The sequence below is a fragment of the Niastella populi genome (assembly GCF_002078015.1).
GTDB lineage: Bacteria > Bacteroidota > Bacteroidia > Chitinophagales > Chitinophagaceae > Niastella > Niastella populi.
Genome location: NZ_LWBP01000001.1, coordinates 456,560 through 469,564 on the forward strand (window position 1 = coordinate 456,560; position 13,005 = coordinate 469,564).

Here is a 13,005-nt window from a genome sequence, read left to right on the forward strand (position 1 = left end):
TTTTCAGCAAACCCATTTCTTTCCTTTGATCGCTGGCATAACAGGGATTTTCCGCTTATTTTTGCACTCACTCAATGAGCATGAATATTTTAGATCAATTAAAGCAGATCACTACCTTCGTCTTTGATGTAGACGGCGTACTGACTGATGGTACGCTGTTTGTTTTTGATGACGGGCAGTTTGTTCGCCGCATGAACATAAAAGACGGGTTCGCCCTTCAACTGGCGGTTAAAAAAGGCTACCGGGTAATTATTATTTCGGGCGGTGCCAGCGATGCCGTTACCCAGCGCCTGAACCGGTTGGGCATAAACGATGTTTTTATGCAGGTGACCGATAAAAAAGGGAAACTGGCCGAATATGTAAAACAGCATAACTTAAAATGGAACGAAGTGCTGTTCATGGGTGACGATATTCCCGATTACGAGGTAATGAAACAGGTTGGGTTGGCCTGTGCGCCGGCAGATGCGGCCACTGAAATAAAACAGATCGCAAACTATATTTCGTTATTGCCGGGCGGACAAGGTTGCGCCCGTGAGGTGATCGAAAAAGTGCTGAAGTTGAATGATCATTGGGAGCTGCATACCGATGTGGCAAGCAAGTAGTAAATTTTGATTTCTGATTTTGAGATTTAGAGATTTGTAATTGCAGAATGCCGTTGTGGATGTAGTAAACCTCAAAATTAAGAAATCCCGAAATCCAACAATCCTAAATCAGAAATTGTATTTATGAAGCTACTGGCAGCATTCATACGCCTTATACGTTCAGTGAACCTGTTGTTCATTGCAATTACCCAATTGCTGTTCCAGTATTGCATTGTAGAACCCATTCTGCAAAAAGTACAGGCGCCGCCTGTATTGACCACGCCCATTTTTATTACACTGATCGCTGCCTCTGTATTGATAGCAGCTGCGGGTTATATTATCAACGACTATTTTGACCTCAACATCGACCTGGTGAACAAACCCAATAAGCTGGTGGTTGAAAAGATCATCAAACGCCGCTGGGCCATTATCTGGCACCTGATGTTGTCGGGGATAGGGGTTGCCCTCAGCGCCTATGTTGCGTGGAAAACGCGGGTGTGGTGGCTGATACCGGCCAATATAGGTTGTGTGGCCGCGTTGTGGTTGTACAGTACCAACTTCAAAAAGAAATTACTGAGCGGTAATGTGATCATTTCGTTGCTTACCGCATGGGTAATACTGGTTATCGGGTTTATTACTCATTATGTGGTTATCAAAAGACCCGACCTGTATGCGCAAGTAGAAGCGTCGAAACTCCTGCGCCGTACGTTTTTATACGCCGGCTTTGCATTTATCATTTCCCTGATAAGAGAAGTGGTTAAGGATATGGAAGATATCAATGGCGATGCCCGTTACGGTTGCCGCACCATGCCAATTGTATGGGGTATAAACGCTGCAAAAATATTTACCGCCACCTGGCTTATCGTACTGCTTACTGCAGTGGCCATAATGATGGCCTATATTTTACCCTTCGAATGGTGGTGGGCCGCTGCATACAGCGGTTTGCTGATCATTATTCCCTTGCTGATCCTGCTGCGAAAACTTATTAAGGCCATAACACCGGCCGATTTTCATACCGTAAGCACCTGGTTGAAACTAATCATGCTCAGCGGTATTTTATCGATGCTATTCTTTAAAATGTACTCATGAACACAAAGGGCTTCCGTATAATACTGGCTTCTCAATCGCCACGCCGTAAACAATTACTTGAATGGGCAGAAATTCCTTTTGAAGTGATGGTGCAGTCTACCCCTGAAACTTACCCGCCCGATATGGCGGTGCCCGAAGTGCCGGTTCATATAGCCCGCGAAAAAGCGTTTGCCGTAAAACAAAAGAACGAATCGCTGCACCATGCCGGCAATATCATTATTGCCGCCGATACCGTGGTGGTGCTGGGTAATGACATCATTGGCAAACCGAAAGACAGGGAAGAAGCGCTGGATATTCTTGGCCGCCTGTCGGGCAACAAACACCAGGTAATAACGGGAGTGGTATTGCTGAAAGGAGATCGGGAGATAGCCTTTGCCGATATTACCGAAGTGTGGTTTCACCCACTTACCAGCGAACAGATCGCTTTTTATGTAGACAAATACAAACCGTACGACAAGGCCGGCGCCTATGCCATACAGGAATGGATTGGGGTGATAGGCATTAAATCAATTCAGGGAGATTTTTATAATGTAATGGGGCTGCCCGTTAGCAGGGTAGTTGAACAATTAGCTAATTTGCTGATTAGCTAATGTGCTAATGCTGCTATTTCCGCGAGCCTGATAATTCCCAGACATCTGCACCAAAAGCTGTATTTAATTAGCACATTATCACATTAGCATATTAGCACATTGGTATTCATTATCGAATTATCACATAATTTTGTTATCTTAGATGTATAAAGGTCTGCTATTGTATCCGTTCTGTTTTGTAGTAATTTTTGATAACTATCTCTGTTAGTAAGTCGCTCTGTTCAGTAGCATAACATGCAGGTTGGGAATTCTTCAGTTTCCGAACATGTGCATATTGTTTAATTTTCATTGCTATCTTATATGACAGAAAGGCTTTTGCAATACCTCTGGCAATTCCAGTATTTTAATAAAGACGGCCGCGTGCTCGATAATGGCGATGCCTTCCAGGTTATTCATCCCGGGCGCTATAATACCAACCAGGGCCCCGATTTCCTCGAAGCAAAGATCAAAATTGAAAATACATTATGGGTGGGGCATGTTGAGTTACATGTAAGAACCTCCGACTGGTTCAGGCATGCTCATCAATTCGATCGCAACTACGATAATGTGGTTTTGCATGTGGTTTGGGAGAACGATCTGCCCAACAGGGAATCGCGCATCCCCGTTTTCTCATTACAGTCGAAAGTACCCGCAATGTTATTGAGCCAGTATGAGCACTGGATGAACAATCCGGGTTTTATCGCCTGCGGCAGCCAGGTGCAGGATGTTTCGCGCATCATCTGGTTTTCCTGGCGCGAGCGGCTGCTGGCAGAACGGATGCAAAGAAAATCGGCAACGGTATTTTCTTTCCTGTTACAAACCAATCAGCATTGGGAAGAAACTTTCTGGTGGCTGCTGGCGCGCAACTTTGGCGCTGTGCTGAACTTCGAACCTTTTGAGGCCCTGGCCAAAACACTGCCTGTTACACTGCTGGCCCGGTATAAAAACCAATTGCCAAAACTGGAAGCATTGTTGTTTGGGCAGTGCAGGTTGCTGGAGGGCGATTTTGAAGAAGATTACCCGGCTATGTTACAACGTGAGTACCTGCATTTAAAGGCAAAGTATAAACTGCAGCCGGTAAAGCAGGCCGTTCACTTTTTACGTACGCGGCCGGTCAATTTTCCCACAGTCAGGCTGGCCCAGCTGGCCATGCTGCTGCATTGCTCAAACCACCTGTTTGCGTTTATCAAGGATACCGTAAGGCTTAACGATATAAAAGAGTGGCTGTCGGTAACCGCCAGTTCGTTCTGGGACAATCATTATACGTTTAACAAGGCTTCGGTTCACCGGCCCAAAAAGCTGGGCAGCCAGATGATCGATACGGTCATTATCAATTCGGTAGTGCCCGTACTGTTTGCTTACGGCCTGCTGCATAATGAAGAACTGTTTAAGAACAGGGCACTGAATTGGCTCGACGAACTGGAGCCGGAAACGAATTCGGTAACGAATGGTTATGCAGAACTGGGTGTTGTAAATAAAAGCGCCTGCGACTCCCAAGCCCTGCTTGAGCTCAAAAGCCATTATTGCGATGCCAGGAAATGCCTCGATTGTGCAGTGGGCAATGCATTATTGAAAAGATCCGCTGCCGTTGAAACGCCGGTTTCAACGGCACGGCTTACCCGTGACGAATTCCTTATTTCAGCTTAACCTGTTTGGGTTACATAACTGTTTTCTCACCAAAAAACTGCCTTTGATAAAAAGGAAGCTGTCGCCTGCTATCTGCCAATTCCAAACCTGCATATTTATTATGATCGGATGCGTCAACCACCTGAACTTAATATTCAATAAAACACAGGCTACCGGTATTGAAATGAATACGTTAGGCGCCTGACATACGCCGGTTGCGGCGGTTCAGCGGGCAACGGGCCGGGTTATTTCTTATGGATGTATTTTAACAATTTGAAAGGAAGCTACTATGAACAGGGCCTAATAAAAGAGAGTCATCCACTCCTGGTGGATGACTCTTAGCCAGCATTCATAGACATTGGCGGGCTCTTCATTTAAGGATATTCGGGTTACCTGCTAAACAGGTAGTAACGAGGTTCTTATTCAACATAAGAATGCCTTGATATTCAAGAGCAGATCAAAATTGTTTATGTATAAATAAGAAACCCGGTACATGGTTTTACAAAGTGTATTTCTGAACTAAAACGAAAAAACAAGCTTCGTTCCGTGCAATGCACAGCGCGTCAATTATGTCAAAACAAAATGTATTCGGAACTGCTTTTTATGGGTGGTAGCACAGCGCCTTTACAAATCAAGAGCTCAGGAAAAGGTCGCATTTAATAAATTCATGTTTACCTCACTAAAATCATTCCTATCTTTTTATTTCAGTAAAAAAATGTAAATGATCAATTATAGGATGGCCTATAAACACAAGCATTATGCCATCATTATTTTCTATTAGCAGTTGTTCTCATATTCAAACTGCTGAGGTTTATTACATTTATTTCTCAATACCTGATTCAGCCCGGGAAATACCTGATTTGATAATTTGTTAATCCCGACTAAAGCCGGGACAATTTGTGATAATTTGATAATACCCGACAGCCTGCTTTGGCAATTGTATTCCATTATCAAATTATCGAATTATCACTTTATCACATTGACCAAACGAGCGGGATGTTCAGTTTGATGCCAAAGTTCCGCCCCATACTGAATACGCCGGTGCGGCCGGTAACATTATTGACCGCTGCATATTTCAACCGGCTTAAGTGATTTTGATAAGCCACATCGCCAAGGTTGTAGGCGGTGAACCGCAAACTGAACCGCGTTTTTCCCTTCTGTACGAAATCTGCGCCGATGCCCGCATTGATCAGCCAGTAACCGGGGGTTGCGGTTTCGGTATCGAACCCGGTAAAAGGATCATCCTGTTTGAAGGTATAATCGCTCTCGAGGTTGATGTGCAGGTTGCGAAGCGTTTTGCCTTTGGGCATCAGGCTTACTGCCAGGTCGGTAAACAGCCGTGCCGCCGGAATGAACGGAATATTCTTTGTGCCATCCACCGCCTCGGTGAACCGGGCCCGCGTATACGAAAATGCATTTCTGAAATGCAGCCAGTCGAGCGGGTGGGGGTGGATATCGAGCGCCAGTTCTACACCATACAGGTTGGCATCTTTCTGGTCAAAACGGTAAACTCTTAATTCATCACCGGTTTCATCGTCGATCTGTATGCTATCTTCACCTGCATCGTTCAATACTTTCTCGTAGAAGATGAAATCCTGAATGCGATTATAGAACAGGCTGGTCTCCAGTGAAAGGTGCTCCGAGTTCAGTTCAAATCCTCCATCAACCTGTAAACTGGTTTCTGATTTCAGCTTGTTATCACCGAGCTCAAACCGGTTGGTACCTTCATGTGCGCCGTTGCTTGCCAGTTCGGCGAGGTTGGGCGCCCTGAAACCGCGGGCTACATTGAGCTTTAAAGTAACCAGGTCGCTGGCGGCATAACTAAGCCCCACGCTGCCCGATACATTGCTGAAATTGCGTGAGAAGCCGGCAAACTTCAGCTCGTTATCGATGTCCATCGCTTTACCGTTTACATGCCGGGTATCGAAACGCAGACCGCCGCTGAGCGATATTTTATTCTTATGATAATGAGTAAATACAAAACCGCCGATATCGAACAGGTCGTAATCGGGGATGATCACTTCTTCGCCTTTGTTGGTATTGGTTTGCGACATACCATTAACCCCAAGGGTTGTTTTCCAGTGTTGGGTAGAAGGTAGATGCCAGCGAACCGCATAATTAACGGTTTTAAGATCGAACCAGGCATCGGGAGTGGCGGCGTCATCGGGATTGCCGAATTCCTGCCGCTGGTTTTGCTGATAACCTGCCTGCACGTCGATACTTCCTTTGCCTGCGGCGAAGTTGTTGTCGGAAGCGATCTTGAAATGTTTGATATGCTGAAACGGAACTTCGGGGGTTATTTTTTTGAAATCCTCGTTTGAGGCAATGCCTTCATCGCCGCCGGGCAATGCTTTTAAAAAGGCTCCCGTAGCGCTGTCGCGTTCGCCCTCCACCATTCCTATACGCTGCCCGAAATTGCTTATCAGCACATGGCTGTAACCCCAGGCGCCGCTGTACCCCAGCATACCGCCGAAATTCTGGTTATAGAATTTAGAATTGAATACCCGGCCATCATACTTGTTCTTGTAATCCTGCGCGCCTTTGTACGAACCATATGCATTCCAACTGAAGCCATTCTTTGTACCGGCCACGTCGCCATAGAAACCACGCAGGGCGTTATTGGTCTGGTATTCGCCCAGCACATTGGCGGTAATATGTCCCTCGGCTACCGGCCGTTGCGAAATGATATTGATCACCCCGGCCAGCGCATCGCTGCCATACATGAGGGAGGCGGGCCCTTTCAACACTTCAACCCGTTGCATGCTGTAGTCGTCAATTTCGATCCCATGTTCATCGCCCCATTGCTGACCTTCCTGGCGCACACCGTCGTTGATGGTAACAACGCGGTTGTAACCTAAACCGCGGATAAAGGGTTTTGTAATGGCCGGACCCGTTGACAATCCGCTTACGCCCGGCACCGTTTTGCTCAGCGCGTCGATGGCATTGGTAGAAGAAACGTTGAAGAGTTGTTCTTTCTTTAAAACATCAACCGGTTGCGGCGATTGCCTGATGCGGGTAGCCGATGAAACGCCGGTAACGGTTACCTCTTCGTTCTCAACCACTGCTTCTTTCAGTGCAAAATCTTTTTGTGTATCGCCATTTATCCTGATATTCTCAATGATGGAAGAATATCCCCGGTACGTGATCTCAACCAGGTAATTGCCGGCATTCAGGTTCCCAATGCGAAACTCGCCTTTATCGTTCGAGATGGTCCCTTTCTTCAGGTCGTGGATATAAATGCTGGCGCCGGGTAATATTTCGCCGGTTTTGGCATCGGTGATCTTCCCGCTGAACACCCCGGGCTGTGGCGCAATAACCGGAACAGGTTGATTACCGGCGGTAAGGTTCTGCTGGCTATAGCCAATTAAACCAACCAATGTATATATAAATGTAAGGATCGCATTTACTGGTTTCATAATCTGAGTTATAATTAGCTGATTAGCTAATGTGCTGATGTGCTGATGTAATAATTCGTTAATTCGATAATGTGGTGATTCTCTAATGTGATGATATGCCAATTGAAAATACGATAGTGGAAAACAACCTGCAGACAGGGCTTTGCGAAACCACTGGTGAGGCCTAAAAGGGATGTATTAGCACATTAGCAAATTATCACATTAGCACATTGGCTATTGGGGGCGCGCGAAGGGAATGGAAGTATTTGCTTACAGCCGGAATAACAAAAACAGGGCCGGTGTGCGGTTGGCGCACTATAATTACCGGGGCCAGAATTTCGGGGATGGAAGTTTCAGTGAGCGGCAGGTTGAAATCGTTGATACAACCGCAGGTTAACTGTAATTCCTGGCTTGAAGTGGGTTTTGAAGATGCGGCGTGCTGTTTGGAGCCGTGTAACCAGTTGTGCATGAACAAACTCATACCCATTTTCTGGCTGAACACGAGGATCAGTGCCAGGGTAACGAGCTTTGTTATAATGCGGTTACATCTCATGAGTTACAAATGTAGGCAAATTTGCAACAATAGGGCAAAAGACAATGAGCTAATGTGCTGATTAGCCCAAGTGCTAATGGAAATGCGATAATGTGATAATTCGGTAATGGAATACAGTTCGCCAGGCAGCCTGATGCCATTGATCGAACATCCTGCAATGAAAGTATTAGCACATTAGCACATTATCCCACTAGCAAATTATCAAATTCTGTTCTTATCTCCCCAGTCACTCAAACTCTCGAGAATGGGTTTCAGCGAGTTGCCTTTGGCCGACAACTCATATTCAACCCGCGGCGGCACTTCGGCATACACGATCCGGTTGATCAGCCCATCTTTTTCCATTTCACGCAATTGCAATACCAGCATTCTTTCGGTAACATTGGCAATGGAATCGCGGAGTTCGCTGTACCGCATTTTTCCGCGGGCCAGCCGCCAAAGGATGGCGGGTTTCCATCTGCCGCCGATCGCGGTGAGTGTATACGACATGCCGCAATCTTTTTCGAGGTGTTGTTTGTTAAGGGTATTGGTTGAATTCTCCTTTCGCATTACTTACATTTTTGATAGTACCTAACAACATTATATGTACCGGCAAATGTACAATGCAGCCAATAGTTTTGCAAGTAATAAAATCATAAACCATGAAGAGATTAACGAACAAGGTGGTATTTATTACGGGTGGAAGCCGTGGCATTGGAGCGGGTATTGCTAAACGTATGGCGGCTGAAGGCGCCGATGTGGTGATCACATACGTGAGCGCTGCCAACCAGGCGCAACAGGTAACAGACGAGATCAAAAAAGCCGGGCAACAGGCATTGGCCATTCAGGTAGACAATGCATCACCCGGTGCTATAACCGCTGCAATTGAAAAGGCTGCTGCGGTATTTGGCCGTATCGATGTGCTTGTGAACAATGCCGGTGTATACAATGCAAAACCGTTAGCCGAATATACGTTGGAAGATTTTGACAGCACCATGGCTGTGAATGTGCGATCTGTTTTTCTGGCAGCGCAAAAAGTGGCAGCCTATATGCATCGGGGCGGCCGCATCATTACTATCGGCAGCAATATGGCAGAGCGGGTTACCGGCGCTACCGGTAGTTTATATGCCATGAGCAAATCGGCATTGATCGGTTTAACAAAAGGACTGGCGCGCGATTTGGGTGAACGCGGTATTACGGTGAACCTGGTACAACCCGGACCGGTAGATACCGACATGAACCCGGCCAATGCGCCGCATGCCGAAATGCTGCGAAGCGCCATGGCTATTCCAAAGTATGGAACGCCGGCAGATATTGCCGCACTGGTAGCTTACCTTGCAGTTGAAGAAAGCGGTTTTATGACCGGGGCTGCATTGACCATCGATGGCGGTTACAGTATCTGATGAGTGCTACACCCCGAAGGTGTGGCACATTAGTTACTGAAAATAAAAAACCCTCATTCCGACGCATCGGAAGGAGGGTTTTGTATTTCAACATGTTTGGTGAGGCAGAAATAATAATTGTGAAAATAAACAATTGCAGACGAGGGATTACAAAGACGAAAATGTACCTGCATCCTGCTCCCTGTTTGGGCTTCACATAAAAATTACTTACTCCATTGGACACACTTTTATACCATCGAATGCATCTTAAACGCTTTCCCACATGGTATTTTCGGTAGCTATTACCTGCATGGTTCCGTTAGAAGATAAAGTTACATTTTTTAATGTGTACAAGCCGGGTTTGCAGTTACCTGGAACTGTTAACCCATCGATAATTGCTTCAGCCGGTAAGCTGCCTCCGTCACCGGCATTAACCTTTTCAACAACTTCAATTGATTGCATCGGACAGAAATAGAGGACCATTTTGCCGAAATTGCTTTCCAATCTAACCGGAGAAATGTTAGCTGTCACGGTTTCACCATGCGACAGTTTTTCTTCCTTCATTCTCTGTTGCAGAACATGCGGCTGAGAGTAAGAAGTGATTACAACCGGTGTTGATTTTTCAGACTCTGCGGGCTTGCCCTTTGCACCAAAGAGATTGCTGAAAAGGGAGGTGTGTTCTTTTTTCATATCTCTTGAATTTTTAGTTACAAAAAACAAAATACAAAAGAGGTCGTCGTCTTATACGAGCGTATAAATCTGGCTTAATAACTTATTGTTCCGATCTAAACGGTAAATAGGATACAGCGTTGTACAATTCGTCTTTCTTCGGATCTGTTAGCGGTGTTAAAAAGGTTCTTATGCATATTATCGGCTCAAATAGGGTGGAGCTAAAAAGAGGATAATATGATTTATAAAATCTACCTGAATTATAGACAGCGTTTACCTGTGATCTGCTGCTTGCATTAGGTATGTATAGCAAGCGATGCTTTCGTTCGGCGGATGAGTCTCAAAATGGTGGTGAATCCGTAATTGTAATTGCGTTCCGTTAATTCGTCAATCGATCCGATACCTTCTGTGAAGTAGATGAAATTTTTTCTATCGGCACTTCGTGCCTGTGCTTCCCCCACTTTGTAAACACACAAACTATGTGTATTCTCCAATGATAACGTTTCAAAAATTATGCCGGTAAAACTATCTTATTTCTCTATATAAATGTGCTCGTCTTTTTATGATATAGTCAAGTCGTTGTTGTTTTAACAATGGCAGCAGGCAGCTTATTGCGGCGCTTCACTTCTTCATACATACGGTAATTTGCTGTTTGGCGTTGGGTTGTCAGGTAACCCGTTTAACTGTCGAATGAAGTGCTCATGCATGCCTTAACATGCATATGACCGGCCTTAACAAAACACTGCCGAAAGCGATACTACATATCCTTTCTATCGATAGCAATCGGAAGTTTTTACAGCTATCCTAATTTAATCATTTTTTCTGGTATCCAGATGCAAAAGTCCACATTAAAATTTTCATTTTGCTCAAACCGGAAAAAACGAATCACTCAACACATCATGGCCATTCTTTCTCATCGAACAGCCGATGTAACACTTCGTTTATTCGGCAGAAAATGATTGCTTCTTTTTTTCCGAATACATTTTTGTTAAACCAGTGCCGGTTATGCCGTACGGCCGCCAGTTTTTCCTTTGGTTTGTTAATGCCATGTGCGGATCCTTTGTAAACGATCGGGCGTGAAGGCATTTTTCCTTTCTGCAAACCGCGGTATAATTCATATGCATTTCGGAATGGGGCCGTTTATCAAATTCGCCATGTTGTACGTGTGTGGGCGGGAAGGCCGGGTTAACATTTGTGATGGGCGATATTTTGAGATAGTTATTGGTGGGTACGCCACATCGATGCCGGTTTTCATATATCACATATGAACACGCGATTGTTTTTATAATAATCTGAAATACTGTCGGTAAGCGCGCCCCGGGTAAGTAAATGCCTTTTCATCGAACTCCGGCGGCCACGGAAATCGCCGGTCTGATAAATGGGGTGGGCTTTCCCCATTACGGCAAATATCCCGCTGCCAAATGACAAAATACCAAACTGCTGCGTGGGTGGCATTGATTTACTATCCTTATAGATGAGTAATCAAATGTTATCCATTATGGAAAAATGGTTCGTTTTAATAAGGGATAAAATAACAGGCTGGCTGGAGATCTTTTTCAGAATGCTTCCCAATCTGCTGCTGGCTATCCTGGTCTTCATATCCTTCTTTTTATTAGCCCGTTTCCTGCGAAAATTTAGCTACAGGTTGCTGCTGAGGGTTTCAGAAAAACCGGCCATCAGCGGACTTTTCTCCAGTATATTTTTTATCATCATCCTGTTCGTTGGGCTTTTTATCAGTTTACAGTTGCTGCATCTCGATAAAACAATTACCTCATTACTTGCGGGCGCCGGGATCATCGGGCTGGCATTGGGTTTCGCTTTCCAGGACCTTACCGCAAATTTCATTTCAGGCGTGTTCATCATCTTCCGCAAACCTTTCGATGTAGGGAATATTATCGATACCAATGGGTTCACCGGTATTGTGGAAGAGATACAACTGCGTTCAACCACCATTCGAACCTTTCAGGGGCTGCATATTATGTTGCCCAATAAAGATATTTTTCAGAAGCCGATCACCAATTACTCGTTAAGCGGCAAACGCCGCATCGATGTGGTACTTACCATACCGGGAAAATCGAATGTTGCAGAAACTGAAAGGCGTATTAATAAAGCGTTGGATGAAATACCGGAGGTAAATAATGATAAATTCCAGGTCCTTTTCGCCGATTATAATGGCGATACCATCAAAATGGAAGTGCATTGCTGGACCGATAACTTAATTGAAATGGGTTTTTACAATACCCGCGACAAAGTACTGCGAAAAATACATGAGGCCATTACGCAACCTGAACCTAACCATTGATGATTGAACCGCCGTTAGGATGCAGAACCTGTCCTGTCATATACGATGCATCTTTCGACGCCAGGAAAAGGTAACTGGGCGCCACTTCAACCGGTTCACCCGCTCTTTGCAGGGGCGTATCCTCGCCATGATGTTTGTTGCTTTCCTTGTCAAAACTGCTCATGGCAAGCGGGGTCCAGATAGGGCCGGGGGCCACCCCATTCACCCTGATCTCTTTACCAGCCAGGCTGGCGGAAAGGCTCCTGGTGAATGCGACAATAGCGCCTTTGGTAGCGGAATAGTCGAGTAATTGCCCATGGCCCTGATAGGCCGTTACCGAGGTGGTATTAATAATGGAACCGCCTTTCGGCATATGCGGTACCGCCGACCGGGTGATCCAGATCATGGCAAACACATTTACCTGAAAGGTGCGAATGAGGTCTTCGGTCTTTATATCTTCAATACTTTCGGTGTGGTGCTGGGTACCTGCGTTATTAACGAGAATGTCTAAACGGCCATATCTTTGTACGGTTTTTTCAACCAGTTCAGTGCATACTTCTTCCTTACTGATATCGCCCTGCATCAACACTACTTCACCGCCATATTTTTTTATGATGGCTTCGGTATCTTTCGCATCTTCTTCACCGCTGTTATAATTGACGACCACTTTGGCGCCTTCTTTTGCAAACAGAATGGCTACCGCTTTGCCAATACCACTGCCGCCGCCTGTAATGAGCGCAATTTTGTCTTTCAGTTTTTCGCCGGGTTTATGGCTGGGATCATCGACAACCGGCTGATGCTCCATTTGGTTTTCGCTGGTAATGGAAGCCTGCTGCTCTTTTTCCGGTGAAGCTGTTTGTTGTTTCATGTAGTAAGCTATTTAT

At 45.4% G+C, this 13,005-nt stretch carries 11 protein-coding genes; 6 read left to right on the forward strand and 5 right to left on the reverse strand.

Annotated features, from left to right (window positions below):
• The first annotated feature begins 80 nt into the window (after positions 1–80).
• From A4R26_RS01740 to A4R26_RS01755, 4 genes are all read left to right on the forward strand, one after another.
• Positions 81–602 carry a KdsC family phosphatase gene (locus tag A4R26_RS01740; RefSeq protein ID WP_081159437.1) on the forward strand — a complete coding sequence of 174 codons (522 nt, stop codon included), beginning with the start codon at positions 81–83 and terminating at the stop codon, positions 600–602.
• Positions 603–716: 114 nt separating this feature from the next.
• Positions 717–1,670: a geranylgeranylglycerol-phosphate geranylgeranyltransferase gene (locus tag A4R26_RS01745; protein WP_278248397.1), complete on the forward strand. Its 954-nt coding sequence runs from the start codon at positions 717–719 to the stop codon at positions 1,668–1,670.
• Positions 1,667–2,260 (forward strand): Maf family protein, encoded by a 594-nt coding sequence (locus tag A4R26_RS01750; RefSeq protein ID WP_081159130.1) that lies wholly within the window; start codon positions 1,667–1,669, stop codon positions 2,258–2,260. The genes A4R26_RS01745 and A4R26_RS01750 overlap by 4 nt, the downstream gene beginning before the upstream one ends.
• 300 nt (positions 2,261–2,560) lie before the next feature.
• Positions 2,561–3,886 carry a DUF2851 family protein gene (locus A4R26_RS01755; protein ID WP_081159133.1) on the forward strand — a complete coding sequence of 442 codons (1,326 nt, stop codon included), beginning with the start codon at positions 2,561–2,563 and terminating at the stop codon, positions 3,884–3,886.
• A gap of 953 nt (positions 3,887–4,839) precedes the next feature.
• On the opposite strand, the gene A4R26_RS01765 is transcribed toward A4R26_RS01755, so the two are convergent.
• From A4R26_RS01765 to A4R26_RS01775, 3 genes are all read right to left on the reverse strand, one after another.
• The gene (locus A4R26_RS01765) at positions 4,840–7,281 is read right to left on the reverse strand and encodes a TonB-dependent receptor (RefSeq protein ID WP_081159138.1); all 2,442 of its coding nucleotides are present in this window, start codon (positions 7,279–7,281) and stop codon (positions 4,840–4,842) included.
• Between the two features lie 196 nt (positions 7,282–7,477).
• Entirely contained in the window at positions 7,478–7,813 is a 336-nt protein-coding gene (locus A4R26_RS01770; RefSeq protein ID WP_081159140.1) for a hypothetical protein, read from the reverse strand.
• 201 nt (positions 7,814–8,014) lie between these two features.
• Entirely contained in the window at positions 8,015–8,359 is a 345-nt protein-coding gene (locus tag A4R26_RS01775) for a winged helix-turn-helix transcriptional regulator (RefSeq protein ID WP_081159142.1), read from the reverse strand.
• A 92-nt stretch (positions 8,360–8,451) separates the two neighbouring features.
• Here A4R26_RS01775 and A4R26_RS01780 point away from each other — a divergent pair, with 92 nt between their 5' ends.
• Positions 8,452–9,192, forward strand: coding sequence for an SDR family NAD(P)-dependent oxidoreductase (locus A4R26_RS01780; protein WP_081159143.1), 741 nt, complete (start codon positions 8,452–8,454; stop codon positions 9,190–9,192).
• A gap of 246 nt (positions 9,193–9,438) precedes the next feature.
• On the opposite strand, the gene A4R26_RS01785 is transcribed toward A4R26_RS01780, so the two are convergent.
• Positions 9,439–9,861, reverse strand: a complete 423-nt coding sequence (locus tag A4R26_RS01785) for a hypothetical protein (protein ID WP_081159146.1) — start codon at positions 9,859–9,861, stop codon at positions 9,439–9,441.
• A 1,477-nt stretch (positions 9,862–11,338) separates the two neighbouring features.
• On the opposite strand from A4R26_RS01785, the gene A4R26_RS01800 reads away from it, so the two are divergent.
• A complete protein-coding gene (locus tag A4R26_RS01800) occupies positions 11,339–12,142 on the forward strand; it encodes a mechanosensitive ion channel family protein (protein WP_081159155.1) in 804 nt (267 codons plus the stop codon).
• On the opposite strand, the gene A4R26_RS01805 is transcribed toward A4R26_RS01800, so the two are convergent.
• Positions 12,132–12,989, reverse strand: a complete 858-nt coding sequence (locus A4R26_RS01805) for a glucose 1-dehydrogenase (RefSeq protein WP_081159157.1) — start codon at positions 12,987–12,989, stop codon at positions 12,132–12,134. The two genes, A4R26_RS01800 and A4R26_RS01805, sit on opposite strands and share 11 nt — an antisense overlap.
• Positions 12,990–13,005 lie beyond the last annotated feature (16 nt).

Coding starts and splice junctions, on each gene's coding strand:
- A4R26_RS01740 (WP_081159437.1), top strand. CDS start 81: ATGAATATTTTAGATCAATTAAAGCAGATCACTACCTTCGTCTTTGAT.
- A4R26_RS01750 (WP_081159130.1), top strand. CDS start 1,667: ATGAACACAAAGGGCTTCCGTATAATACTGGCTTCTCAATCGCCACGC.
- A4R26_RS01755 (WP_081159133.1), top strand. CDS start 2,561: ATGACAGAAAGGCTTTTGCAATACCTCTGGCAATTCCAGTATTTTAAT.
- A4R26_RS01765 (WP_081159138.1), bottom strand. CDS start 7,281: ATGAAACCAGTAAATGCGATCCTTACATTTATATATACATTGGTTGGT.
- A4R26_RS01770 (WP_081159140.1), bottom strand. CDS start 7,813: ATGAGATGTAACCGCATTATAACAAAGCTCGTTACCCTGGCACTGATC.
- A4R26_RS01775 (WP_081159142.1), bottom strand. CDS start 8,359: ATGCGAAAGGAGAATTCAACCAATACCCTTAACAAACAACACCTCGAA.
- A4R26_RS01780 (WP_081159143.1), top strand. CDS start 8,452: ATGAAGAGATTAACGAACAAGGTGGTATTTATTACGGGTGGAAGCCGT.
- A4R26_RS01785 (WP_081159146.1), bottom strand. CDS start 9,861: ATGAAAAAAGAACACACCTCCCTTTTCAGCAATCTCTTTGGTGCAAAG.
- A4R26_RS01800 (WP_081159155.1), top strand. CDS start 11,339: ATGGAAAAATGGTTCGTTTTAATAAGGGATAAAATAACAGGCTGGCTG.
- A4R26_RS01805 (WP_081159157.1), bottom strand. CDS start 12,989: ATGAAACAACAAACAGCTTCACCGGAAAAAGAGCAGCAGGCTTCCATT.